Raw genomic sequence first — 22,064 nt, forward strand, 5'->3', positions numbered from 1 at the left:
AACTGGAGGTCGTCATGATGATAGGTTATTGGTTATGTGCGTTGCTGTGGGGTGTGGTGCTGCTGGAGGAAATCCAACTCATGCCCCTTCAAGAATGGAAAGACGAGGGTCTGAAAAGGGTTCTGTTGTTACGCCGGACCAGAACCCGGACCGGCTACTTTATTGCGTTGATCGCGGGTGCCTTGTGCCTTTATAGCGAAATCCTGGTGGCACCGGTCGATCAGAGCATTTTCAGTCCGGAGCTGATACTTGCCCTGTGTGGTGTTCTTTGGGGTGCTTATCTTTCCGTAGTCTGTATGAAGGGCAAGCGATAGAGGCCTGTCTCCATGACTACTGCGGGAAATTGATATTTCACAGCCGTCGGCCCGATTTGCGGCTGTTCGAGGCAGATTCAACACACTGGATTGGGTGTAGGCGGGATCTTGGTTAAACCGGCGCCAGCAGTACCTTGGGTGCTGCTAGCGGGGCTTGAGGCTGCACATTTGTGTCAGCCGGGGACAGGCTACACCGATCAGCTGTTGGCGTGATCGGTCGCCTTGGCCTTGCTTTGAGCGACAGCGGCTTCAGCCTTCTGTTTCTGTGCCACCTGGAAGGCTTCCATCGAGACTTTCCGGGCCGACTCCATGCGTGCGAAGGTCTTGTCACCGCCACCTGTGGCCATCGCCAGGGAAGAGGCGGTCAGGGCGGCGACTACGAAAAGGGCTTTCATGGATTTCATTTGGATATCCTCAAGTGAAACTTTGTTAACAACTAAAAGCGGGATCTATTTACTGAAGCTGAACGTCCTTGTTCAACCCGGATTTACCAGCCAGCCAGGGCGGCGTTGCCCATTGTCCTGGTGCCTTGCTCCTTACGCGCTTCGGTTTCTCTGTCTTTTGCCCAGGCGGTGAGCAGTACCATCGCCCCGAATCCACCGACGATGAGTACCGGATAGGCTGCCAGCAACTCCACCAGCGAGTACTTCCAGGCCAGCGGACGGCCAACACCCAGCATGGCGGCATAGAACCACGACACGGCAGAGAGGGCGCCGGAGAACAGCGCGAGCATGCGCAGGCTGAAGGAAAGGTTGAGTAACGAACCGGTTTTTTTCAGCGCCGGCAAGACAGCGCTATGCAACAGGAAGCCGTTGAAGGTCAACAGCACAACGATGCCGATTTTGGCCTGCAGTTTTGGATTGAGGAAATATTCCATTCCCTTGCCGGCATAATCGATTCCGACAATACCAATGCCCGTAATCCAAAGCACTACAAGTGCAAGCGATACGGTTTTTTGAAGGCTTTCCATGTGCGCGTCATCGTGGTGACCTGACGCATCCCCCTTCAGGAGTTGCTTGACCATTGCAATGTCACTGGTCAAGACCAGCCCGATTGCCACACAGCAGGCGATAAGATGAAAATATACAACGCCCAAACGCACATATTCCACGGTGGACGAAGAGAACATACTAAGTTCCATGGTTACCTCTCGGCTTCAATAGTGAATCAACTTGGCTTTCGGCACGGCTTGATTGGAGTTTGCCGTTGCTGACCGCCATTTAGATCCAGCCATTGTTATCAATTAATCTTGCGACATTACGCCATCAAGATAATAGTGAGTTTCACGAATGAACTTTTAGTCATTCGAACATGTCCATTTTCAGGTAACAAAAAACCTCAATCGCACTGAGCGCAGAGAAGGTTTAACTTCCACTTCTGGGGGGCTGCGAGGCCCGGAACCCGATCGACGAGCGTATCAGGCAATGCTGGTTGGGTCGGCGGGGCTTCCACCCCATTCGAGGAAACGGATCTTGTGAACCTCACCCTCACTGTCTTCGTAGACCAGGGTCACCGGCACCACGCCGGTCTTGTCGGATGTATCGGTGCGCTGCAGTACCCGTTTCACATCGATTTCCATTCCGTAGTGGTATTCGACGGCTGAGAGATGCGCGCCGGGTTCTTGCAGGCTGTTCTGGTCGAAGACACTGGGTGCGAGACTGGAAATCACTGCACTGACAATTGTGGCCATGCTCATAAGGCTGTACCTCCACTGACGTTTGCTTGACAAGGACCTAATGTGACACGTCGAGAAAGTGAAGTTCACTTCACCGCGACGAACGTGCCCGCCTGAAAAGCCTGTAGTGGCTGCAAACTCCCGGCAATTCCCCGCGCTTGACGGCTCTCGACCATTCGTCCTTTAACCCCCGAATTTGTTGGTCAAAGTCCATTTTTTGCGAGAGGTCATGACATGTCATGACGGATTTTCACGCAAGGTGAACCCGTGTTTTCAATTCAGTCGGATGAGTCCTGGCGATCGCGAACGCTGCTATCGAGCCAGGGAAAACATGTCGGGTATTGGACGATTTTTGCCTGTTAATGCGTGCTATCAGTGATTACATTGCTGCAACAGGTGCACTAAATTTCTGCAGTCAACCCGTCTTGTTCATCGCTGGGTCAGTTCTCACACTGGGGACCACCATTTGATAACGGCTTCTGACTGAAGGAGAAATGACCATGGTATCTGCGATCCGGTTTAACCAGTTTGGCACCCCTGAAGTACTGAACCTGCAGACACTGAGCGAACAAGCGCCAGGCCAGGGCGAGGTCTGGCTTGAGCAAGAGGCTGTAGGTGTGAACTTTCTCGACGTGACCCAGCGTAGGGGAGCGGTGCCCGTTTCATTGCCATCCGGGCTTGGGCTTGAAGGCGCTGGGCGTGTCGCCGCTGTGGGGGCGGGTGTCAGCAACGTGCGAACAGGGGATCGCGTGGCCTATGCCACCGGCCCCTTGGGTTCCTATGCTTCGGCCCGGCTTTATCCGGCAGAGCGGCTGGTGAAAATTCCGGATTCGCTGTCATTTGACGATGCGGCAGCCGTCATGTTCAAGGGCATCACGGCGCAGTACCTGTTGAAAGCCACCTATCCCGTAGGCCCTGGCACAACCATTGTGCTCTACGGCGTGGCTGGAGGGCTGGGGGAAATCATGGTGCCGTGGGCGAAGCACTTGGGTGCCACCGTGATCGGCGTGGTTTCAAAGCAGGCCAGTGTCGAGAAGGCCCTGGCATCGGGATGCGATGAAGTCCTGGTGTTCGATGCTGAAAGCCTGGCTTGCGAGGTGGCTCGTATCACCCAGGGCAAGATGGTCGACGTCGTCTATGACCCAATTGGGCGTGTTTCTTTCCAGGCATCCCTGGATAGCTTGCGACCGCGAGGGCTGATGGTATCGTTCGGCGCTTCATCAGGTGCACCGTCAGCCGTGGAGCTATCAACGCTCAATGCCAAAGGCTCGCTGTTCCTCACACGTCCTTCGTTGGCAGCCCATACGGCAAGCGCCTGCGAGTACCAGGAACGAGCGCAGGATGTGTTGGCCGCCATCGGTGCGGGTATTATCAAACCTTCGGTCCGGGCAAGCTACTCTCTGGCGGACGCAGCATTGGCGCATGCCGACCTGGAGTCGGGGCGTTCATCGGGGGCGATCATTCTAAAACCATGAATCTTGATGTTCTGAATAGTCAGCACAGTGACGAAATCGCTGCATTTCTGGCCGTGGCCTCGCAAGGTTCATTTGTCGGGGCCGGCCGGCTATTGCAGCGACACCCGACAGTCGTCTCGAAACGACTCGCCGCCATGGAAAAGCGCCTTGGCGTTCGGCTCGTGGAGCGATCAACCCGTCAGGTTCGAATTACTGAAACAGGTGCCAGGCTGGAGCAGCGCCTTCGCTCAGCCATCGACTTGATGAATGAAGCGCAGCAGCAAGCGTCCGAGGGCGCCAGCGAAATCCGCGGTACTTTGCGCCTTGCATTGCCGGCAGCCATGGGCAGGCGTTGGCTTGGCCCGATGCTGCCGGAGTTTCTCAAGGCTCATCCGCATGTCTCGATCCTCGCTGACTATAGCGAGCGTCTGGTCGACATCATCGATGAAGGTTTTGACGCGGCGATCCGAATCGGAGAGTTGGAAGACAGCCGGTTGATCGCCAAAAAACTGAGTGACCATCGCCGGATATTGTGTGCCTCGCCTGCCTATATCAGACAGCACGGTATGCCCGAATCGCCACAGGACCTGATCAGGCACAATTGCCTTCGCTTCAGCGGCCTTGCGTCTTTTCCCCAGTGGAGACTCCATCGCGGCAATGAGCTGCAGACGGTTTCTCCCAAAGGAAACCTGACGGCCAATGACAGCGAATCATTACTTGCCGCGGCCCGCGCCGATGCGGGAATACTGGGGGCCGGTGACTGGCTGATGAGTCGTGACATTGCCGCCGGGAGGCTGTTGCATGTCCTTCCTGACTGGCAACTGGATGCCGCCGGCGGGGTCTATCTGGTCAGGCCATCGGCCAGGTTTCCGAGCGCCGTGGTCGTCGCCTTCAAACAATGGATCGAGTCAAAGTTCATCCCCGCGCCTCCATGGGCCATTTGACTGGCTGACCTTTGGTTCCCACCTGACCGACACATGGCTGCCGGTCAGGTGTGTTTATAAAACCCGGTGGTGACTCACGTTTTCCATTGGATCAAAGCCAATACAGGATAGCAGTGGACCACAACCAGCCGATGCAGAGGGTGATAGCAAGGTAGATCGCCACAATCATCAGAGGCTGATTCCACATGACACACCTCCCATAACCGCTTTTCTTTACATGGGTGCCTGGTAAAACGGGCGCTCGTATGAGAAATACCGCAATCATCAATCCATTTGAGTGAAAAACGCATTCGTCAGAACACTCCAAGGGTAAATTCCATCGCCAGTACAGCGGACAACGCCAGCGTCATCACCAACGCGATAAACATCAGGCTCAACTCAGCGAGCTGCTTATAAAGGGGCAAAGGCCGTTTCGTGATTCGAGCGATTGATTTATTAGTGGAAGCCATCACCCATCCTCACGTTTGTGTGGAACACGCACCACAGGCTTGACCTGGGCAACAAGGCGATGGAACTGCATGGTAGTGTCGCTTGTTTCATTTCTCACCCCTCGCGTCATGCCGAATCCGGCGAGTCCCGCCGTCTCCATGATGTCCGGGACGACAGCTGTTGCGGGTACCAGGGGTGGTGCAACTAATGAGCCATTTCAATAGGGCGAAGAAAAAACTCAAATGAATTAGCAAACTGTTTCGGGGGGATTCAAGCGAGAGAAAGGATGAGGGGGGGATATTCCTCAAATTTGGTGGCAAACACCTGGTTGGGTGGGTGTAGTACCCCATTTATGGAGAGAGTAGTGGCGCTGTTTCACCGATCGCTTTTGGTTGGGGCTGCTTGCTCCAGAGGCGAGGTGGATTCAACGGGGCGGGAAGGGCCGCTTCTGTCTGTGGTTCAAACCGGTCGAAGCAATACACTGAATTCTGTTTAAAAGACCAGTGAGTTTCCGGCACCGCACATTACCCCGCGGAGAAACACCGATGCCGGGAATCACGTAACCGCTACTCAAGCAGCTGATCAATCAATACCGCGTTGGTGTAGATCAAACTGCCGTCACTCGCTCGGTGTCCAACCAGATGGAATTGACCACGTTCGTCGTGCAGATAGACGCGCATCTGGCAGTCGGACAAGGGGGCGTATCCCTCGGGCATGATCAAATCCATCGAGTCCATATCGACATCGACCATGGCTTCCCGCTCGTGGGTCTTCTGCAAGCGCTCTTCGGCCTCCTCCAGACGAACATGGAGAGGTCCGTCGACGTAGAAATGGACTTCCCCCATCGGGGTGGACTTTTGGGCGCCGCTGGGTTTGCACCAGCCTTCGATCGTCAGTGCACTCATGACGAAACCTCCCATGTGGATTGCTGGAATCTGTAGCTTTCGTTCGTGCTCAATGCCATCACTTAAGTTTGATGACTGCACAAGGGCAGGGTTCGATTTTTGGCGCCGCTTTTGGCCGATTCCTGCTGTGCGTCATCAGACATTGAGTATAGCCGGTCGCCGGGCCTCGCTTGCCAGCCCACGGTATAACCCGATGGGCTCTATACTCCTTACGGACTTTGCCGCCCGGTTGGGTGGTATTTGTCTGCCCTGCTTGGACGTCAGTGGCGATGCTTTTGCATAACCAATGAACAACAGGAATAGGATGAAGAGGAAATGGCAATAGCAATTATCCTGATACTAATCGTTATTGCATCAGTGCTATTCCACATACTGGCGCCCTGGCATGCGACGCCGGCAGCTTCCAACTGGGGGTCCATAGACACCACCCTGTTCATCACCCTGATCATCAGCGGAATATTCTTCATTGCCATCACGGTATTCATGGCCGTCGCGGTGATGCGGTATCGCCACAAGGAAGGTGCCAGGGCGGCCTACCAGCCAGAAAACAAAAAGCTGGAACTGTGGTTGATTATCGTGACCTCACTAGGTATTGCCGGGATGTTGGCGCCAGGCCTGGTTGTCTACAACGATTTCATCCGCGTGCCCAAAGATGCCTACGAACTTGAAGTAATCGCCCAGCAGTGGCAGTGGGCCTTTCGTTTTCCCGGCCAGGACGGGAAGTTGGGCAAGTCGGATATCAAGTTTGTCGATTCCACCAATCCCCTCGGTGTTGATCCCAAGGATCCCGCCGGGCAGGACGATGTGCTTGTAATGAATAATGAAGTTCGCCTTCCGCGCGATCGGCCGGTGAAAGTCTTGCTGCGCGCTAAAGATGTCCTGCACGATTTCTATGTTCCGCAAATTCGCAGCAAGATGGATATGGTGCCGGGGATGGTGTCGTACTTTTGGTTTACGCCGACTAAACCCGGAAAATACGAAGTCCTTTGCGCTGAATTTTGTGGTGTCGGTCATTACAACATGCGCGGCCATATGATCGTGGAAGAGCAGGGCGTCTTCGATCAATGGCTAAAGGGCCAACCGACTTTTGCGCAGACATTGACGACTGCGGCCAAACCCGGTCGAGACAGCGTGGTGGAAAAAGGCCGCCAGTTGGTCGAGCAACTTGGCTGCAAGGCCTGCCATAGCCAGGATGGCGGTGCCAGTCTCGGCCCGGGATGGAAGGGGTTGTACGGCCGCGTTGAACAGCTTGCCGATGGCACCAGTGTGCAGGTCGACGAGGCCTACCTGAAAGAGTCGATTCTCGATCCGAAGGCCCGGCTGGTGCAGGGCTACCCGCCGGTCATGGTGGCCTATACTCTCAAAGACGATGAACTGGGCGCTGTCATCGCCCTGATCAAATCACTGGGTGCTGCGGGGCAAGGCGATGAGCCCTCGACCGGCGAAGCATCGAGCCCGGGTGAGGACCTGGTGGCGCAGGGGCAGCGGCTGGCCGGGTCGCTTGGCTGTCTGGCCTGCCACAGTGTCGATGGCAACAAGGGCGTCGGCCCCACCTGGCAGGGCCTGTATGGCAAGACGGAAACCCTTGCCGACGATACAAGCGTAAAGGTCGATGAGGGCTATCTCAAGGATTCGGTTCTTCATCCCAACGCCAAAATCGTCAAGGGCTTTGCAGCCGTCATGCCGACCTTGGCTGCGAGTGACGAGGAACTCAATGCACTGATCGCTTTCATCAAGTCCAAAGCGAATGCTGACACTGACGCAAACAAGGCGGAGCCAGGGAAGTAGCCGTTAAGCAGCCAGGAATACACTGAAACTTCGGCAAGAGGATGACGTGATGGCCTATGCGGAGCAAGCCGAAACAGAAGCACTGCACGAGCCCAAAAGTTTCCTGACCAAATACATCTGGAGTCAGGACCACAAGGTCATAGCCATTCAATATTCGTTGACGGCCATCTTCGTGGGGCTTATCGCGCTGGTGTTGTCCGGTTTGATGCGCATGCAGATTGGTTTTCCCGGCAGCCTGGAGTTCATGGACGCCAGTGCTTACTATCAGGCGATGACCATGCACGGCATGATCATGGTCATTTACTTGCTCACGGCCTTGTTTCTGGGTGGCTTCGGCAACTATCTGATCCCGCTGATGGTGGGCGCCCGCGACATGGTCTTCCCCTACGTCAACATGCTCAGCTACTGGTTTTACCTGGTGGCGGTACTGGTGTTGCTCAGCAGTTTTTTTGTCCCTGGCGGCCCCACAGGATCGGGCTGGACGCTCTATCCGCCACAGTCCATCACTCAAGGGACACCGGGGGTCGAGTGGGGCATTGTCCTGATGCTCATCTCGCTGGCGATTTTCATTGTCGCGGCCACCATGGGCGGGTTGAACTACGTCACCACGGTGTTGCAGGCGCGCACGCACGGCATGACCCTGTTTCGCATGCCGCTCTCGGTATGGGGCATCTTCATGGCCTCGATCATGGCCTTGCTGGCGTTCCCGGCGTTGTTTGTCAGTGCGGTGATGATGCTGTTCGACAAGCTGTTGGGCACCAGCTTCTTCATGCCGGCGATGATCTCGCTGGGGCAGCAGCTCGATCATCAGGGTGGCAGCCCGATCCTGTTCCAGCACCTGTTCTGGTTCTTCGGCCACCCTGAGGTCTATATCGTTGCTCTCCCTGCGTTTGGTCTGGTCTCCGACTTGATCAGCACCCATGCGCGTAAAAACATCTTCGGCTACCGAATGATGGTGTGGGCCATTATTGCGATTGGCGTACTGAGCTTCGTGGTCTGGGCGCACCATATGTATGTCAGCGGAATGAACCCGTACTTTGGTTTCTTTTTCGCCGTCACCACCTTGATCATCGCAGTGCCGACCGCGCTGAAAGTCTATAACTGGGTACTGACCCTGTGGCGGGGCGATATCCACCTGACCGTGCCGATGTTGTTTGCCCTGGCCTTTATTGTCACCTTCCTGGTTGGCGGCCTGACCGGGTTGTTTCTGGGCAATGTGATCGTGGACATACCACTCTCGGACACCTATTTCGTCGTGGCCCATTTTCATATGGTCATGGGGGTCGCCCCGGTCCTGGTGGTGTTCGGCGGCATTTATCACTGGTTCCCGAAAGTCACCGGGCGCATGTGGAATGACACCCTGGGCAAGTTGCATTTCTGGATAACCTTTCTGGGCACCTACGCCATCTTCTTCCCCATGCACTACCTGGGTTTCCAGGGCATGCCTCGTCGCTACTACGCCTATGAAAACTACGCGTTCATCCCGCAGTCCGCGCAAGACTTGAATGCCTTCATTACGGTGGTCGCATTGACTGTCGGCGTTTCCCAGCTGCTGTTCCTGTTCAACCTGACCTGGAGTGCATTCAAGGGCAAGCCGGCCGGCAGTAATCCCTGGGGCGCGGCCAGCCTGGAATGGCAAACGCCGGACACTCCGCCGAAACACGGCAACTGGGGAGAGAAATTGCCGGTCGTGCATCGCTGGGCCTATGACTACAGTGTGCCGGGGATAGAGCAGGATTTCGTTGCGCAAACGGTCTGCGCCGAGGAGCTGGAGCACATGCGGCAACTCAGTGCCGGGACTAAGACAGTGGACGTTCGGACATGAACAGGTTGCTATTGAGAAACGTCGATGGCGCCGATCCCGGCGGCAGTTGGAGTCGCGATCCCGAGGGTATTCAGGCCGCTGAGGATGCCAATAGAAGGCAAACCGCAAGGGTCGGCCTGCGCTTGTTTCTGGTGGTGGTGAGTTCGTTATTCTTCCTCTTCCTGATCGCCTTTGTTGCCCGTTCTCAAATGGACGACTGGCTACCCCTGACAGAGCCTTTGGCGCCGTTAGGCAATCTCCGGCCGCTCTGGTTGAATTCGGCTTTTCTGGTATTGAGCTGCATCGCACTGCAGTGGTCGCGCCTGGCCGCCCGAAAGGCGCGGCCAGGCGCAACTGTCATTGGTTTTGCATTGGGGGGAGTCTTTGCCATTGCCTTTCTGGCGGGGCAACTCTGGGTCTGGCAGCAATTTGTCGCCTGGGGCTACTTTGTCGCCAGCAATCCGGCCAATAGTTTCTTCTATCTGTTGACCGGCCTGCATGGGCTCCACCTGCTGGGCGGGCTGATCGCCTGGTGCTGGATCGTCGCTAAATTCCTGCGTCATGTGCCACTGGCGCAACTTGGCGCCAGTGTAGAACTCTGTGCCATCTATTGGCATTACTTGCTGGGCCTGTGGTTCGTGCTATTCGCGCTACTGGCCAGCACGCCGCAAACCTATGAAGCCATCGCCAGATTCTGCGGCCTGAGGTAACAGCCATGGCATTGCACCCACAAGCCCAAGCCCAAGCCGAGATCAGTTCATCCAATCCACCAGGCTTGCCGCCAGCACCGGGATGGCAGGGCATCGCCAGCGATTGGTCCTCGGATAAAGAGGCCTTCAAGCAGGTGCCCTGGGGCAAGGCGATGATGTGGATATTCCTGCTCAGCGATACGTTTATATTCACCTGTTTTCTCACCGGCTACATGTCGGTACGCATGACCATCACCAGCGCCTGGCCGAACCCCAGTGAAGTGTTCGCATTGACGATCGGCGGCAGGGAAATCCCGCTTATTCTGATCGCCATCATGACCTTTGTACTGATCAGCAGCAGCGGCACCATGGCCATGGCCGTCAATTTCGCCTATCGCCGCAATCGCGCGAAAACCACGGCCCTGATGCTGGCGACCGCTGCCCTGGGGGTGACTTTCGTCAGCATGCAGGCATTCGAATGGAGCAAGCTCATCGCAGAAGGGGTTCGTCCCTGGGGGAACCCCATGGGAGCCGCGCAATTTGGTGCCAGCTTTTTCATGATTACCGGTTTTCACGGACTGCATGTGTCAATCGGCGCCCTCTATCTCAGCATTGTGGCGCTGAAAGTCTGGCGCGGAGACTATGAGCGCTCCGGAAACTATCAGAACGTCGAGATAGCCGGGCTTTATTGGCACTTCGTGGATCTGGTGTGGGTATTTATTTTTGCATTCTTCTATTTATGGTAGAGGAGCACGAGTGATGGCACATGCTCAGGGTCAGCAACATCCAATCAGTTTGTACCTTAAGATCTGGGGGCTGTTATTTGTCCTCAGCACGCTGTCGTACCTTGTCGACTATTTCCACTTTCATGGTTATCTTCGGTGGTCCCTGATTATCACTTTCATGTTGTTGAAGGCAGGTTTGATTGTCTCCATCTTCATGCATATGGCATGGGAGCGCCTGGCGATGGTCTACGCCATATTGGTGCCACCTTTGTGTTTACTGGTGCTCATCGGGCTGATGGCCACCGAGGCAGACTATGTCTTCCTCAGCCGGGTCATTTTCTTTGGCCAGTAAGCCGCTTTCCGATGGCCTCGAGTCTGCGGGCGTTAACCCGATATCACTCGCTTGAACTGATGCCATTTGTGCTGCCAGGCCACCGTCCAGTGGGGGGCTGCCGCTCCTGTGCCGGCGATCTTCAGCTTCGGATGCTGTTTGATTACCTGATCCAGTACCGACTCCTGATTCGGTTCAACATCCACGAAGAAGATATGTTTGCCTTCTTTTACTGCCTGTTTGAAGTTGCGAAAGTGAGTGTTCGGCACCTGGAACCCAAAAAAACCGCCTTCCCAGATGCAGAAGCCCAATACAACAATGGCAAGGAAGATAAAGGGCATCCAGCCTGCGGGGGATTCGGTCCAGCCCATCCAATAGGCGCCAAGCAGGACCAGCGCCGCGAGTGGAACACCGATCACCGCACCAATCTCACCAGAGTGAACAGCATCCTGTTCCATTAACGAGCTGATCTCGTGGAGGTGATGTTCTTCTACATCAGCAACTTTTTCACTGAGTACATGAATCTGTTCGGAGTTGATGCCGCTGGCTTCCAGTTCATTTTCAACGTTTTCAAGATCGTTGAGATTGTCACTGATGTAATAGTGTCGGTTCATGCCACACCTCCCGTCTCGGGTTTGCTGTAGACCTCCTGTGTCCGGCAGCAGTTGGTAGTTGTACTGTGGGGAACGTTGCACACTCCGTGCAGACTGAAAAAAGTATAGCACTCGCCACCCTGCGGACCGGTCGCTAGCTGATCTGCACAATGACCGGACCTTCCGTCACGATCGGCGGGTTTGCGTGGATATTCGATGCATTTTTCTGAACCCATTCACGGGCGACTTTCAGGCTCGCATCGCTGCCGGCCTTGTCCGTGCAAACAGTCACCGATGTGCCACCATCACCCGTATTCAACAGTGTGTAGCTAACGAGGCCAGGCACTGTCCGCAAGGTCGCTTCGATGTCGCCCTTGCGCTCTTCCATCAGCTCGAAAAGCTGCTTTGCTCCAGTACCCAGGTAGGTTCTTATCACCGCATACATAGTCGTCTCCCTTGGGAGTGCCGCCTTTATGCCAATCCAGATCCGTTGATGGCCGCTATCACTTGAGGTTTCGGTTCGTCCTGATTCATTAAGCTTAGCCAAACGCCGACGACAGTCGTAATGCGACGACCACCGGCCGTTTCTGGCCGATTGCTGTCTGGTGGCAGATTAGTGGCTATGCTTGGTCAGGTACCTGTACGCGTTGAAGGGGAACACCGTCCAGCAGGCTCGTGAAAACGTGATCATCTCGCTTGAGGCGTCATCACAATTTGCCCTTGTGCCACGGAGTCGTCACTAACATGAACAAAAAAGAAGCCAAAGCCAAAGTAAAAGACCTGCTCTCGTCCGGAGTACCTAGATCGGAAGTATTCACCCGGCTCTCAGGCCATGGGGTCAAGGACAGACTGCTTGCCCGCTTGATCGCTTCAACTGCTGACCCCTACCTCTGCGATATACATGACAGCAAGGTTAATGCCGTTATTACACTCATGTTTATCCAGGCTGCACTCGCTCTTCTACTCGGTTTTATTATAGGTTCAACTATTGGGCCTAACGCTAGATGGGTAATTGGCGGTTTGGGCGCACTTGTTCCGCTCTTGTTTGCCTGGGGGTTCTACAATCATCTGGCAGGCGCATACAATGCGTACATTGTTCTATCCATGGGCTCGACGGCGCAGCAAGTGGAAGGGTTGATTTCAGGCTCTGTCATAATGTTTGTCAGCTCGGCCATAGGCATCGGAATGTTTGCTTATATATTCTACGTTCGCCAGAAGTTATTTCCGGATTTGGCTTTTTTTACACCGAGAAAAGTCAAGGGGCGATATGTCTTCTCTAGTTGAAGAAGCCGTTAAAGATAAGTCAATTGAATGGTGCGAAATAAATAGTTGGATTCTTGAGTGAGGGCGCGGGGGCAGATCTGTTTTTCACGTTAACCTGAACAGTGATGGTTCCAGGCTCGCTGCGGGAAAATGAGGAATTGAAATGCAATGGCCGAAAGGAGAAATTGAGCAGATCAGGTTGACCTTCGGCGTCCTCGGAGTGTTCGCGTTGATTCTGCTAATTTTTGTCGATTCCTATGGCTACCGTGGAGCCGATATTGAGTTCATTCGAGGCAGGGCAGTTCATTTCATGGGTAATAAAGTGCCTGTAATCACAATTAGAGATTCGGAGTCCGGTCGATATAAACAGCTTGATTTTCGATTGACCCAGGCACCTGGATTGTTCAGGGAGGCAAAAGGTAAAGAGATTGAGTTGTCTTTCATAAATGGCAGCTTGCTGGACTGCAGTGTTGACGGCGTGAAGCTTTGCTTTGCTCAGTGTTCTTCAGGAAATGAGTGTGAAGAGTTTTATGAGTCCAGGGAAAGCAGCAAGACGCGTGATCGCTTATTTGAGTATTTCTTGTTCTTTGCATTTGCTCATCTGATACTCATGTGGAAAAGCTGGAAGCTCAGGAACGGCCACTAATTTGTCAATGGATAACTCGATGGAAGGCCAAGACTCCTGGCTTGATAACTGCAATCGAATGCCGTGACTATTCTTTTTTGGTTATAGAGCCAACAGGAGCCGGTCAGTGACCGCTCTCATAAAGCGTAGAGTTTTACTCACACTAATGGCGTTGTTTGTAATGGTTCCGCCGACAGCATTTGCTGCATTCTTCGCTACCGGTGGACTTTTTCGGGGCGATAGCGACGGTCCGGGCCTGACCGTCGCAAAGCCAGCAGCAGCCAGTCGGAAATGTCCACGAAACCATGGGCGATTCACTCCGGGGCACACAGGCATTCAGCTTCCCTGCGCCCTCGGTTCCCGACTGGGAGCGCGGCGCCTACAAAGTCGCCATTATCATTTGTCGTCCATCTTTGTTGACGATTGTGGCCGGCGCTCAGTGCTCTCTTCGGCGTTGGGCGCTTCTGGAATACTCCCTGGCGTGAACACATGGGTCTGCAAGTCGCTGGCATCGACTTCGGCGACACCATGAACCGAACGGGCCAGATCAATGGCCTGTTCACACTGTCTATGAGTGTTGACGCGGCCGCTTAACCCCACTATGCCCGCATGGGTTTTGACATTGATATGCAGGCTAAGGGTCGGATCGGAAAATGCCAGGGCCGACTTCACCTTGGCGGTAATCCATGCATCGTGAACGGCCATTTCCAGACCATGAGAGTAATGCTGGAAGGAGTGAATTTTCATGGCTGAACCCTCTCTCGCGTAATCAGACGTACTGTCCATCCCATTTGCTGTGCTGCCCTCTGCCTGTCAGGTGAACGCTATGGATACCTGATTCGTTCTGGAGCGCTCGCCACGCAAACATTGACAGAAATTAATTATAGTACGGTCGTTGCCTGCGGTCAGAGCGCTGTCCCCGTGAACGTCCGCCTAAGTCGCTGCCACTCACGTCAGGCATCAACTCACGGACCGGGCAGCATCGTTGGTGGGGTCGCCGTCAAAGAGCATTTGTGTGAGACGCTCACGTTCTTCAGTCCCCGGCAGCACACCGCAAGTCGTGGCCTCCAGTACCTGGATGCCCTCTGCATTGAATATCCTGACTTCAGCCTTTGCATGTCTTCGCTCATCGATGTCAACGATGAGCCAGTGGCAGGTGATCTGCTCTCCCGCGTAAACGGGGCGTTTGAAGTTGAAACTCATCCCTGTGGCCAGCCACCCGATTTGCCCGCCGACTTCGGTGAGCAGACTGGCTGTCAGAAGACCATGGGCAATGGGCGCCTTGAACCCGCACAACTCTGCGTAGCCTGTGTCGCAGTGAACCGGATTGTAGTCTCGGGAAATCTGCGCGAACTGACGAATATCGTCTTCTGAAAAACAGCGGATTACCGTGAATCGGTCGCCGGCCTGAAGACCTTCGGCGGCACGTTCTCTTGGGCTCTTCATGAAAGCTCCCTGGAAGGCGAGGGTGGAAAGGTATGCTCGGGGCCCGGAAATGCGCCTGCACTCAATGACCGGTGCCCGAAATTAACCCGGCATCTGTTCGATAAACAACGTCACGGCAATGATGATCATGGTCGCTCCGCAGATCCGACTGACCCACTGAGCGGCGGCCGGGCGTGCCTTGAGAACAACCTGTGAGCCAAATCCGACCAGCAGATAAATAACGCCACAACTAACGGTGTGGACAAGCCCGAGCGCGATCATCTGCGTCGGTACCGGCCAGGGGGCAGTGGCGTCGGCAAACTGGGGCAGGAGCGCCAGGAACAGCAGGAACACTTTCGGATTCAAGCCGCTGACGCAAAGCCCCTTGAGCGCCCAGCGAAGCCATGAGCCTGACGCCTGGACCTCATCCGTGTGGGGGGTGGAGGGACGGGCGAGCATGTTGATGCCCAACCAAAGCAGGTAAGTCGCCCCGGCCACCGTCAGCCCTGACATGACCCCAGGGTGGTTGGCGACCAGGGTGCCAACACCCGCGGCTACCACCACTGTGGCAATCAGGTGGCCGGATAACAGTCCGCCCACAGCCGGTATGACAACGCGATGTTTCAGGCCGGCGGATATCGCGTAGGCCCAATCCGCCCCGGGCGTCACGACGAACAGAAACGACACCGCCCAGAAGGCAACAAAGACACTGAAGGTCATGGCATCACCCGCGCCCGTTCATTAATCATCGCGTTGTTCATCGTCCCGCCTCTCATATCAAAGGCCGTCCCTCTTGTTTCCTGAAGAGGAGTACGGTTGTTAATGGATGGAGGAAGATTAATGAAATGTTGTTAGAATTAACTTTCAAAGATGATCGTATTTACGTTGCAAAGAGGGAGATTATTCTGCGTGGACAGAACTGACCGGAAGATTCTTGCCGAACTGCAAAAGGATGGCCGCCTTTCGGTCACTGAACTTGCCGAGCGTGTGGGCTTGAGCCTTTCACCCTGCCATCGGCGAGTGCGGGCACTTGAGGACTCCGGTGTATTGCTGGGCTATCGCGCGCAGCTTGATCCCGGTGCATTGGGCCTGAATTTTTCCGCAATGGTATTTGCCACGCTCCGCGAGGGTGACCGGCAAGCCGTCGAGGCATTCGAGGCGGCGCTCATCGATATACCTCAGGTGGTCGATGCCCAGAGACTGTTTGGGGAGCCGGACTACCTGCTGCACGTCGTTGCCCAGGACTTACCCGCCTTTCAACGGCTTTACGATGAGAGCCTCTCGACATTGCCTAATGTGCAACGGCTCACCTCGACCCTGGTCATGAAGCGGGTCATTCAAGACCGGCCGCTACCTTTGTGATTGGCGCGGCACATCGTCTGTTTTTTCAGGGTTATGTGGGGGCGGCTGACATCGTCAGAAGTTGGAGAACACCGTTTCCGCTTCGCCCTGAACGTGAATATCGAAGCGGTAGGCCAGCTTCCCGTCAACCGTGCAGCGCCTGGACCGCTGGATCCAATATAGCTTGAACGCAGTTTTATATTCCATAAAGGAAGTACAAAGTATTTTTATAGTGCGTTTTAATCTATTCAGTATTTTGAATCGATTGGAGTACTTGTCTGTGAACACTAAGGCGCTTTTACCTTTTGGCTTGGCATTGCTGGCTACCTGTTCGACGGCTTTCGCGGGCGCCACCCTGGATCGCGTAACCAGTAGCGGGGAGCTGACCGGCGTTCTGATGGAAAGCTATCCGCCATTCTCCTTTCTCAATGAACAGAACCAACTGGACGGGTTTGACGTGGATGTCGCCAAGGCCGTTGCGCAACGGCTAGGGGTGAAGCTGAAGCTGCAAACACCGTCCTGGGATGTCATCGCTGCCGGACACTGGAACGGACGATATGACATCTGCGTCTGCTCGATGACCCCGAGCAAGGCACGGGCCGAAGTGTTCGACTTCCCGGTGGCGTATTACCAGTCCCCGGCCGTGATCGTGGTGAATGCCAAAGACAAGGACATTGTCACGGGCAAGGATCTGTCAGGTAAAAAAGTCGGTGTGATCAGTGCATCGACCTATGAAGCCTATCTGAACAAGGATCTGGTGATCGAGGGCGCCGAGGACAAGCCGTTGAGCCATCCATTCGAAAGCGTCCAGGTCGCGCCATACGACAACGAAACGGTGGCCTTCCAGGATCTGGCCTTGGGCACGGGCGTGCGCCTGGATGCCATGGTCACCAACCTCATCACTGCGCGCGAACGCATCGCCCAGGATCCTCGTTTCAAAATTGCCGGCGACACGCTGTATGCGGAGCCCAACGTGGTAGCGATCGAAAAGGGCGATCCGCAATGGAATGCCAAAGTCGCTGAGGTCGTCTCCCAGCTCAAGGCTGACGGCACATTAAGCAAGATTTCACAGAAGTGGATCGGTGCCGATATCAGCCAATGACAGCCCTCAATCCACATCCGGCCAAGGCGGCTGTCGCCTCCGAAACCAAGACGCGTCGTTTCAGCCGGCTACCTGGTTTTCGCACTCGCCTGTATTTGACCTGGGCAGTGCTGTTGGGCCTGTGCGTCATGTTTTTCATGAGCTTCGATCTGAATTTCTCGATCATTGTGCAGAAGCTGCCCAATCTGGCTGGCCTGCATTTGGGGCCTGACGGTTTCTTGCAAGGCGCCGCGCTGACGCTGTTCTTGTGCTTCTGCTCGATCTGGCTTTCGTTGCTCCTTGGCTTCGTGACGGCGCTGGCGCGCCTGTCTCGCAGTGCGGTGGCTTTCGGCATTGCCAGTTTCTATGCGTCTTTTTTTCGCGGTACTCCGCTGCTGATCCAGATCCTGCTGATCTACCTGGGGTTGCCGCAGTTGGGTGTTGTTCCGGGCGCCATCAGCGCCGGGATCATTGCGCTTTCGCTCAATTACGGTGCCTACCTCAGCGAGATTTTTCGTGCCGGCATCATGGCTGTAGCACCCGGACAGCGCGAAGCGGCGATGGCTCTGGGGTTGGGGCCGGCGGCAACGTTTCTGCACATCGTCCTGCCGCAAGCCATGCGCACGATCATTCCCCCGACAACCAGTCAGTTCATTTCAATGCTCAAGGACTCCTCGTTGATATCGGTGATGGGCGTCTGGGAAGTGATGTTCCTGGCGCAGTCGTACGGTCGCTCGTCCTACCGCTACATCGAAATGCTCACCACCGCAGCCGTTATCTACTGGCTCCTGTCCATAGGATTGGAGTTGATACAGAACCGTCTTGAACGCCACTACGGCAAAGGCTTCAAGCATCAGCGCTGACCCGCCCGTTCAATGACTTTTTACAGGTACTACGATGTCCGATCCAAAACCTCTGTTGTTTGCGTTATACGAGCAAGCCAGTGTTGGCTGTGGCGGCGCGCCGAGCCTCTGGACGCACCCGGCTGACGAGCGACTGACCATCAACTCCCTGGGCTACTGGTCGAACCTGGCACGCATCGCCGACCAGGCTCATCTCGACATGCTGTTTTTTGGTGATGTACTGGGTTTCTACGATGTGTTTGGTGGTAATGCCGACGCGGCCATGAGGTGGGCGGTGGAAGCACCGGCCAACGATCCCTTGATGATCATCCCGGCATTGGCCGCCGTGACGGAAAACCTGGCCTTTGGCGTCACTGTCACCACCAGCTACGAGCATCCGTTCACCCATGCCCGGCGCTTCAGCACGCTGGATCACCTGACCAATGGCCGGGTCGGCTGGAACATCGTCACCTCCTACCTGACCAGTGCCGCTCGCAACTTCGGCCTGGAGCAGATGATCAAGCACGATGATCGCTATGAACGCGCAGAGGAATTTCTCGATGTCGTTTACAAGCTTTGGGAAGGCAGCTGGGCAACCGATGCGGTGGTTGCCGACAAGTCTCGCCAGGTCTATGCCAGGGGCGATCGCGTGCGACCGATCAATCATGTCGGCGAGCATTACCGGGTGGCCGGGCCGCATTTGACGTCCCCGTCACCGCAACGCACACCCTTGCTGATCCAGGCCGGTTGGTCAGGCCGTGGTCGCGAGTTTGCGGCCAAGCACGCCGAACTGATTTTCATCGCCAAGTCCAACCCGCTGGAAATTCGCCAGGGACTGGAAGATATATGGACGCAGGCCAGGGCAAGGGGGCGTTACGCTGAAGATGTCAAGTCACTGACGGTACTGCGCATCGTCACGGCCAGGACCGAGATCGAAGCCCGGCGCAAATATGACGAACTGCAAAGCAACTATCACTTGCAGGCGCAGCTGGTGAGCTATGCCGGTGATACCGGTATCGACATCAGCCGCTACGCGGACAGCGAGGCGTTGTCCACTCACACCGAAGGCATGACCTCTTATGTGATGCGGCCTGATGGCAGTGGCAAGCCCTTGACCGCTGGCGATGTCAAACAGCGCTTTGCCAATGTCACCCGGGGCAGTGATCTGATTCTGGTGGGAACGCCGCAACAAGTGGCCGATCGCATCGAAGAGCACGCCCGTATTTCCGGCACCAGTGGCTACATGCTCAACCCGCTGATCAGCCCGGGCAGCCTTGAGGACTTCGTTGAACTGATCATTCCTGAACTGCAAAAACGTGGCTTGTATCGAACCCGGCCACATCGCGGTACTTTCCGTTCGCGGTTACGGGACGATGGCGCGAACCATTTGCCGGATTCAGCCTACGGCGCCTCATTCCGTTTTGATAAAGGTTTTTAGGACGGGACAGTCTCAGCCGCGACACCCTTTGTAGCAGCTGCCGAGCCCGCGAGGCTGCGTTCGGCTGCGAAGCAGTCGTAAAACCAGTAATCGCGGTACGTCAGGCAGGCGCGTCAGCAGGGCTCACGGCTGCTATGCAGCCGAACGCAGCCTCGCGGGCTCGGCAGCTGCTACGGATCGCATTACCGATCAGGCTCTCCAGGAGCCCCTTTTTTGAGCAAATTTCTTGATCAGAAGTATTTGAGCCATCCGATATCGCGACGGCGTGCCTTCAATGCCGCGAACCAGCGCACGGGTAAATACAGGGATAAAGCCAGGAGCACCGCCGTCAGCCACACAGCCCAAATGCTGTCGAAACCGAAAAAAACTCCCTGGTTCAATCCGAACAACGCCACGCTGACCAGATACAGCGCCTTGAGTACGTAAAGGTGGAGCAAGTAGAAGAACATCGGCGCCGCGCCAAAGACTGCCAATGCATTGACCCACTTGCGTTGTCGGGCCCGTTCCAGGGCACGAAGCAGTAACAGGCCCATGCCCAGCGTCAGCGAAAGGAACAGCAGGGAAGGTGGGTATTTTGTAATGTTGAAGAAGCTCATGAGGGTTTGCGTGAGGCCTTCATGGGCGACCCAATGCGCCTCGCCATAACCATTGACTGCTCGCAGTGCGACAAATCCGATCAATGTCCCGGCCCCTGCAAGCAGCAGAATACGTTGACGCTGCGCGGCCAAAACCTGGCCGGCAAACCAGGGGCCGATGCTGTACCCAAGGGCGATCAAACCGATCCACGGCAGTACAGGATACGAGGTGCGCAGACGCAGGCCGTCGGAGAAATCGATCCAGCCACGATCATGCAGAATCGCCCAGGGTATATGCATGGGCGAGCCTGTTGCGAAGTGCACATTATCCAGCAGGTTATGCCCGGCCACGATCACCAGGCCCAGGCAGCACAACATGGGCCTGGGTAACCAGACCAGTCCGGCCAGGGCAATCATGCAGATGCCGATGGCCCAGATCACTTGCATGTAAATGGCCGTTGGCGGCAACTGAAAAGTCCAGGCGAAATTCACCAGGGTGAACTCCAGCAGTACCAGGAACAGACCGCGCTTGAACAGAAAGGCTGACACATCGCCCTTACCCTGATGCTTTTGGCCATACAGGTAAGCGGAAAGTCCGGTGAGCAGTATGAAAACCGGCGCACACAAATGGGCTAGTGTGCGGCTGAAAAATAGCGCCGGCTCAGTGGATTCGATGTCCATCGGGTCTGCCACCTGACGGTGCAAAAAGAACGTTTCGCGCACGTGATCCAATAGCATAAAGAGGATTACCAATCCCCTCAGGGCGTCAATGGACAGCAGGCGTTGGTTCAAGCTTGTGATGGGGGGGAGGTGATTAGACGTTGTCATCGAATGCCGCAAGCAGGGAGTGGATGGCTCTGCCAGTGGCGACTGACAGTTCATGTTAGTATAAGATATAACATAACATGTAAGCCTGCTTCATGGGCATTCACATGGGTTGGCTGATTTCGGTGTCATCGGCACTTGGAGGTGGGGGGCATATTGCCTTCAACGCCGACGAGGAGGGCGAAAGCGAGGCGCCCGTATCTCGTCGACGCTTTTAACCTGCGGGGCGTCGCACTAGCGACGATAGTAGCGGCGATCGTCCTCGTAGCGGTACCGCATGGCCCGATCCTGGTGGCGCTCCCAATAACGATGGCGTTCTGCTTCGCGGCGTGCTTGCTCTCGGCGCCAGTTATCTCTACGCCAGTCATCACGGCGCCAATCGTCTCTACGAGAGTGCCAACGGTCGTCATGCCAGTATCGGTCGTCATGGGCAAGCAACGGCCCTGGCTGCTTGTCGGCCATACTGGCCAAGGTCGGCCAAGGGTTGACGGCAGCCTGGGCCGGAACCTGAACGACCGCGACTTCAGGTGCCAAAACAGGGGTTGAGGTCTTCATCTGTGTGGCTGATGCCGAGCCCACTGCCGCGAACGCGAACAGGCCGAAGAGCACCATCCGTGGGTCATGGAATTTCATGAGCGAAGACAACCTCTGATTGATTTCTGGACGTGTGGCCATCCGGCTTCGGGGGAGCCTGCGGGTTCGCGCCTGGCGAGTGGATGTGCCTATCCACATAGACCGATAAATAGGAAAAAGTTCTAGGGGGCGTTGCTTAAATAGCTAACGAGGTCAGTGTGCGGTCCATTTGCGGCTCGACGTCCGCTTCTGGCAATCGGAAGCTGCCGACCATCAAGAGTTGCTACCGACCTGGAGCAGTCGGCGAACAGAATAATGGCAAATTAGTAGCTATGCTTGGTCTGTTGTCGAAACTGATCAAGCAGTCCGGCAGGCTGCGCGCAAATGACCCGCAACGTGCCCTGTGTCACCCGACTATTCTGCGT

General features: G+C 55.5%; 26 protein-coding genes and 1 pseudogene. 14 read left to right on the forward strand and 13 right to left on the reverse strand.

Annotation, left to right across the window (positions count from 1 at the left end; all coding sequences use genetic code 11):
• The first annotated feature begins 14 nt into the window (after positions 1-14).
• Positions 15-314 (forward strand): hypothetical protein, encoded by a 300-nt coding sequence (locus tag AC07W4_RS13230; RefSeq protein WP_008046277.1) that lies wholly within the window; start codon positions 15-17, stop codon positions 312-314.
• A gap of 197 nt (positions 315-511) precedes the next feature.
• On the opposite strand, the gene AC07W4_RS13235 is transcribed toward AC07W4_RS13230, so the two are convergent.
• The 3 genes from AC07W4_RS13235 to AC07W4_RS13245 form a co-directional block, all read right to left on the reverse strand.
• Entirely contained in the window at positions 512-718 is a 207-nt protein-coding gene (locus AC07W4_RS13235; protein WP_495032725.1) for a co-regulatory protein PtrA N-terminal domain-containing protein, read from the reverse strand.
• Between the two features lie 83 nt (positions 719-801).
• Entirely contained in the window at positions 802-1,455 is a 654-nt protein-coding gene (locus AC07W4_RS13240) for a hypothetical protein (protein ID WP_495032726.1), read from the reverse strand.
• 276 nt (positions 1,456-1,731) lie between these two features.
• Complete coding sequence (locus AC07W4_RS13245; protein ID WP_495032727.1) at positions 1,732-2,010, reverse strand: DUF2790 domain-containing protein; 279 nt, start codon at positions 2,008-2,010, stop codon at positions 1,732-1,734.
• A gap of 479 nt (positions 2,011-2,489) precedes the next feature.
• Here AC07W4_RS13245 and AC07W4_RS13250 point away from each other — a divergent pair, with 479 nt between their 5' ends.
• Positions 2,490-3,464 (forward strand): quinone oxidoreductase family protein, encoded by a 975-nt coding sequence (locus AC07W4_RS13250; protein ID WP_495032728.1) that lies wholly within the window; start codon positions 2,490-2,492, stop codon positions 3,462-3,464.
• Positions 3,461-4,387 (forward strand): LysR family transcriptional regulator, encoded by a 927-nt coding sequence (locus tag AC07W4_RS13255; protein ID WP_495032729.1) that lies wholly within the window; start codon positions 3,461-3,463, stop codon positions 4,385-4,387. Before AC07W4_RS13250 ends, AC07W4_RS13255 begins: the two co-directional genes overlap by 4 nt.
• A gap of 293 nt (positions 4,388-4,680) precedes the next feature.
• On the opposite strand, the gene AC07W4_RS13260 is transcribed toward AC07W4_RS13255, so the two are convergent.
• Together AC07W4_RS13260 and AC07W4_RS13265 are read right to left on the reverse strand one after the other, a co-directional pair.
• A complete protein-coding gene (locus AC07W4_RS13260) occupies positions 4,681-4,836 on the reverse strand; it encodes a hypothetical protein (RefSeq protein ID WP_008053349.1) in 156 nt (51 codons plus the stop codon).
• Between the two features lie 546 nt (positions 4,837-5,382).
• On the reverse strand, positions 5,383-5,721 hold the full coding sequence (locus AC07W4_RS13265) for a hypothetical protein (protein WP_008053351.1): 339 nt from the start codon (positions 5,719-5,721) through the stop codon (positions 5,383-5,385).
• A gap of 315 nt (positions 5,722-6,036) precedes the next feature.
• Between AC07W4_RS13265 and AC07W4_RS13270 the strand changes: the two genes are divergently transcribed.
• Genes AC07W4_RS13270 through AC07W4_RS13290 form a run of 5 tightly spaced genes read left to right on the forward strand, consistent with a single transcriptional unit; the run spans position 6,037 to position 11,079 of the window.
• Entirely contained in the window at positions 6,037-7,509 is a 1,473-nt protein-coding gene (locus tag AC07W4_RS13270; protein WP_495032730.1) for a c-type cytochrome, read from the forward strand.
• Positions 7,510-7,558: 49 nt separating this feature from the next.
• The gene (ctaD, locus tag AC07W4_RS13275) at positions 7,559-9,334 is read left to right on the forward strand and encodes a cytochrome c oxidase subunit I (protein ID WP_495032749.1); all 1,776 of its coding nucleotides are present in this window, start codon (positions 7,559-7,561) and stop codon (positions 9,332-9,334) included.
• On the forward strand, positions 9,331-10,023 hold the full coding sequence (locus AC07W4_RS13280; protein WP_495032731.1) for a cytochrome c oxidase subunit 3: 693 nt from the start codon (positions 9,331-9,333) through the stop codon (positions 10,021-10,023). The genes ctaD and AC07W4_RS13280 overlap by 4 nt, the downstream gene beginning before the upstream one ends.
• A 5-nt stretch (positions 10,024-10,028) precedes the next feature.
• Positions 10,029-10,748 carry a heme-copper oxidase subunit III family protein gene (locus AC07W4_RS13285; RefSeq protein WP_495032732.1) on the forward strand — a complete coding sequence of 240 codons (720 nt, stop codon included), beginning with the start codon at positions 10,029-10,031 and terminating at the stop codon, positions 10,746-10,748.
• Positions 10,749-10,761: 13 nt separating this feature from the next.
• Entirely contained in the window at positions 10,762-11,079 is a 318-nt protein-coding gene (locus AC07W4_RS13290) for a cytochrome C oxidase subunit IV family protein (protein ID WP_008053359.1), read from the forward strand.
• Positions 11,080-11,111: 32 nt separating this feature from the next.
• Here the strand turns inward: AC07W4_RS13290 and AC07W4_RS13295 are convergent, their stop codons facing one another.
• Both AC07W4_RS13295 and AC07W4_RS13300 read right to left on the reverse strand, forming a co-directional pair.
• Positions 11,112-11,672 (reverse strand): magnesium transporter, encoded by a 561-nt coding sequence (locus AC07W4_RS13295; RefSeq protein ID WP_495032733.1) that lies wholly within the window; start codon positions 11,670-11,672, stop codon positions 11,112-11,114.
• Positions 11,673-11,805: 133 nt separating this feature from the next.
• Positions 11,806-12,096, reverse strand: coding sequence for a hypothetical protein (locus AC07W4_RS13300; protein ID WP_495032734.1), 291 nt, complete (start codon positions 12,094-12,096; stop codon positions 11,806-11,808).
• A 299-nt stretch (positions 12,097-12,395) separates the two neighbouring features.
• Here AC07W4_RS13300 and AC07W4_RS13305 point away from each other — a divergent pair, with 299 nt between their 5' ends.
• Both AC07W4_RS13305 and AC07W4_RS13310 read left to right on the forward strand, forming a co-directional pair.
• Positions 12,396-12,935 (forward strand): hypothetical protein, encoded by a 540-nt coding sequence (locus tag AC07W4_RS13305; RefSeq protein ID WP_495032735.1) that lies wholly within the window; start codon positions 12,396-12,398, stop codon positions 12,933-12,935.
• A 142-nt stretch (positions 12,936-13,077) separates the two neighbouring features.
• The gene (locus tag AC07W4_RS13310) at positions 13,078-13,560 is read left to right on the forward strand and encodes a hypothetical protein (protein WP_495032736.1); all 483 of its coding nucleotides are present in this window, start codon (positions 13,078-13,080) and stop codon (positions 13,558-13,560) included.
• A gap of 375 nt (positions 13,561-13,935) precedes the next feature.
• Here the strand turns inward: AC07W4_RS13310 and AC07W4_RS13315 are convergent, their stop codons facing one another.
• The 3 genes from AC07W4_RS13315 to AC07W4_RS13325 form a co-directional block, all read right to left on the reverse strand.
• The gene (locus AC07W4_RS13315) at positions 13,936-14,286 is read right to left on the reverse strand and encodes a BON domain-containing protein (RefSeq protein ID WP_495032737.1); all 351 of its coding nucleotides are present in this window, start codon (positions 14,284-14,286) and stop codon (positions 13,936-13,938) included.
• Between the two features lie 213 nt (positions 14,287-14,499).
• Positions 14,500-14,985 (reverse strand): MaoC family dehydratase, encoded by a 486-nt coding sequence (locus AC07W4_RS13320; protein WP_495032738.1) that lies wholly within the window; start codon positions 14,983-14,985, stop codon positions 14,500-14,502.
• An 81-nt stretch (positions 14,986-15,066) separates the two neighbouring features.
• Entirely contained in the window at positions 15,067-15,684 is a 618-nt protein-coding gene (locus AC07W4_RS13325; RefSeq protein ID WP_495032739.1) for a LysE family translocator, read from the reverse strand.
• Positions 15,685-15,873: 189 nt separating this feature from the next.
• On the opposite strand from AC07W4_RS13325, the gene AC07W4_RS13330 reads away from it, so the two are divergent.
• A complete protein-coding gene (locus AC07W4_RS13330) occupies positions 15,874-16,326 on the forward strand; it encodes an Lrp/AsnC family transcriptional regulator (protein WP_008053368.1) in 453 nt (150 codons plus the stop codon).
• A 54-nt stretch (positions 16,327-16,380) separates the two neighbouring features.
• Here AC07W4_RS13330 and AC07W4_RS13335 read toward each other — a convergent pair.
• Positions 16,381-16,464: pseudogene (locus AC07W4_RS13335) on the reverse strand (protocatechuate 3,4-dioxygenase subunit alpha); the annotation flags it as partial.
• Positions 16,465-16,585: 121 nt separating this feature from the next.
• Here AC07W4_RS13335 and AC07W4_RS13340 point away from each other — a divergent pair.
• The 3 genes from AC07W4_RS13340 to AC07W4_RS13350 are packed head-to-tail and all read left to right on the forward strand — an operon-like array spanning position 16,586 to position 19,666.
• On the forward strand, positions 16,586-17,407 hold the full coding sequence (locus AC07W4_RS13340) for an ABC transporter substrate-binding protein (protein ID WP_495032740.1): 822 nt from the start codon (positions 16,586-16,588) through the stop codon (positions 17,405-17,407).
• Positions 17,404-18,249: an amino acid ABC transporter permease gene (locus tag AC07W4_RS13345; RefSeq protein ID WP_008053370.1), complete on the forward strand. Its 846-nt coding sequence runs from the start codon at positions 17,404-17,406 to the stop codon at positions 18,247-18,249. The genes AC07W4_RS13340 and AC07W4_RS13345 overlap by 4 nt, the downstream gene beginning before the upstream one ends.
• Positions 18,250-18,283: 34 nt before the next feature.
• On the forward strand, positions 18,284-19,666 hold the full coding sequence (locus AC07W4_RS13350) for an LLM class flavin-dependent oxidoreductase (RefSeq protein ID WP_495032741.1): 1,383 nt from the start codon (positions 18,284-18,286) through the stop codon (positions 19,664-19,666).
• Positions 19,667-19,896: 230 nt separating this feature from the next.
• Here the strand turns inward: AC07W4_RS13350 and AC07W4_RS13355 are convergent, their stop codons facing one another.
• Entirely contained in the window at positions 19,897-21,069 is a 1,173-nt protein-coding gene (locus tag AC07W4_RS13355) for an acetyltransferase domain-containing protein (protein ID WP_495032750.1), read from the reverse strand.
• A gap of 231 nt (positions 21,070-21,300) precedes the next feature.
• Entirely contained in the window at positions 21,301-21,699 is a 399-nt protein-coding gene (locus AC07W4_RS13360) for a hypothetical protein (RefSeq protein ID WP_495032742.1), read from the reverse strand.
• Between the last annotated feature and the right edge of the window lie 365 nt (positions 21,700-22,064).

The sequence above is a fragment of the Pseudomonas sp. GW821-FHT02A08 genome, from assembly GCF_059422045.1.

What these genes read in the sequence shown, in the direction of transcription:
- AC07W4_RS13230 (WP_008046277.1), top strand. Translation starts at nt 15, where the DNA reads ATGATGATAGGTTATTGGTTATGTGCGTTGCTGTGGGGTGTGGTGCTG.
- AC07W4_RS13235 (WP_495032725.1), bottom strand. Translation starts at nt 718, where the DNA reads ATGAAATCCATGAAAGCCCTTTTCGTAGTCGCCGCCCTGACCGCCTCT.
- AC07W4_RS13240 (WP_495032726.1), bottom strand. Translation starts at nt 1,455, where the DNA reads ATGGAACTTAGTATGTTCTCTTCGTCCACCGTGGAATATGTGCGTTTG.
- AC07W4_RS13245 (WP_495032727.1), bottom strand. Translation starts at nt 2,010, where the DNA reads ATGAGCATGGCCACAATTGTCAGTGCAGTGATTTCCAGTCTCGCACCC.
- AC07W4_RS13250 (WP_495032728.1), top strand. Translation starts at nt 2,490, where the DNA reads ATGGTATCTGCGATCCGGTTTAACCAGTTTGGCACCCCTGAAGTACTG.
- AC07W4_RS13255 (WP_495032729.1), top strand. Translation starts at nt 3,461, where the DNA reads ATGAATCTTGATGTTCTGAATAGTCAGCACAGTGACGAAATCGCTGCA.
- AC07W4_RS13260 (WP_008053349.1), bottom strand. Translation starts at nt 4,836, where the DNA reads ATGGCTTCCACTAATAAATCAATCGCTCGAATCACGAAACGGCCTTTG.
- AC07W4_RS13265 (WP_008053351.1), bottom strand. Translation starts at nt 5,721, where the DNA reads ATGAGTGCACTGACGATCGAAGGCTGGTGCAAACCCAGCGGCGCCCAA.
- AC07W4_RS13270 (WP_495032730.1), top strand. Translation starts at nt 6,037, where the DNA reads ATGGCAATAGCAATTATCCTGATACTAATCGTTATTGCATCAGTGCTA.
- ctaD (WP_495032749.1), top strand. Translation starts at nt 7,559, where the DNA reads ATGGCCTATGCGGAGCAAGCCGAAACAGAAGCACTGCACGAGCCCAAA.
- AC07W4_RS13280 (WP_495032731.1), top strand. Translation starts at nt 9,331, where the DNA reads ATGAACAGGTTGCTATTGAGAAACGTCGATGGCGCCGATCCCGGCGGC.
- AC07W4_RS13285 (WP_495032732.1), top strand. Translation starts at nt 10,029, where the DNA reads ATGGCATTGCACCCACAAGCCCAAGCCCAAGCCGAGATCAGTTCATCC.
- AC07W4_RS13290 (WP_008053359.1), top strand. Translation starts at nt 10,762, where the DNA reads ATGGCACATGCTCAGGGTCAGCAACATCCAATCAGTTTGTACCTTAAG.
- AC07W4_RS13295 (WP_495032733.1), bottom strand. Translation starts at nt 11,672, where the DNA reads ATGAACCGACACTATTACATCAGTGACAATCTCAACGATCTTGAAAAC.
- AC07W4_RS13300 (WP_495032734.1), bottom strand. Translation starts at nt 12,096, where the DNA reads ATGTATGCGGTGATAAGAACCTACCTGGGTACTGGAGCAAAGCAGCTT.
- AC07W4_RS13305 (WP_495032735.1), top strand. Translation starts at nt 12,396, where the DNA reads ATGAACAAAAAAGAAGCCAAAGCCAAAGTAAAAGACCTGCTCTCGTCC.
- AC07W4_RS13310 (WP_495032736.1), top strand. Translation starts at nt 13,078, where the DNA reads ATGCAATGGCCGAAAGGAGAAATTGAGCAGATCAGGTTGACCTTCGGC.
- AC07W4_RS13315 (WP_495032737.1), bottom strand. Translation starts at nt 14,286, where the DNA reads ATGAAAATTCACTCCTTCCAGCATTACTCTCATGGTCTGGAAATGGCC.
- AC07W4_RS13320 (WP_495032738.1), bottom strand. Translation starts at nt 14,985, where the DNA reads ATGAAGAGCCCAAGAGAACGTGCCGCCGAAGGTCTTCAGGCCGGCGAC.
- AC07W4_RS13325 (WP_495032739.1), bottom strand. Translation starts at nt 15,684, where the DNA reads ATGACCTTCAGTGTCTTTGTTGCCTTCTGGGCGGTGTCGTTTCTGTTC.
- AC07W4_RS13345 (WP_008053370.1), top strand. Translation starts at nt 17,404, where the DNA reads ATGACAGCCCTCAATCCACATCCGGCCAAGGCGGCTGTCGCCTCCGAA.
- AC07W4_RS13350 (WP_495032741.1), top strand. Translation starts at nt 18,284, where the DNA reads ATGTCCGATCCAAAACCTCTGTTGTTTGCGTTATACGAGCAAGCCAGT.
- AC07W4_RS13355 (WP_495032750.1), bottom strand. Translation starts at nt 21,069, where the DNA reads ATGACAACGTCTAATCACCTCCCCCCCATCACAAGCTTGAACCAACGC.
- AC07W4_RS13360 (WP_495032742.1), bottom strand. Translation starts at nt 21,699, where the DNA reads ATGAAATTCCATGACCCACGGATGGTGCTCTTCGGCCTGTTCGCGTTC.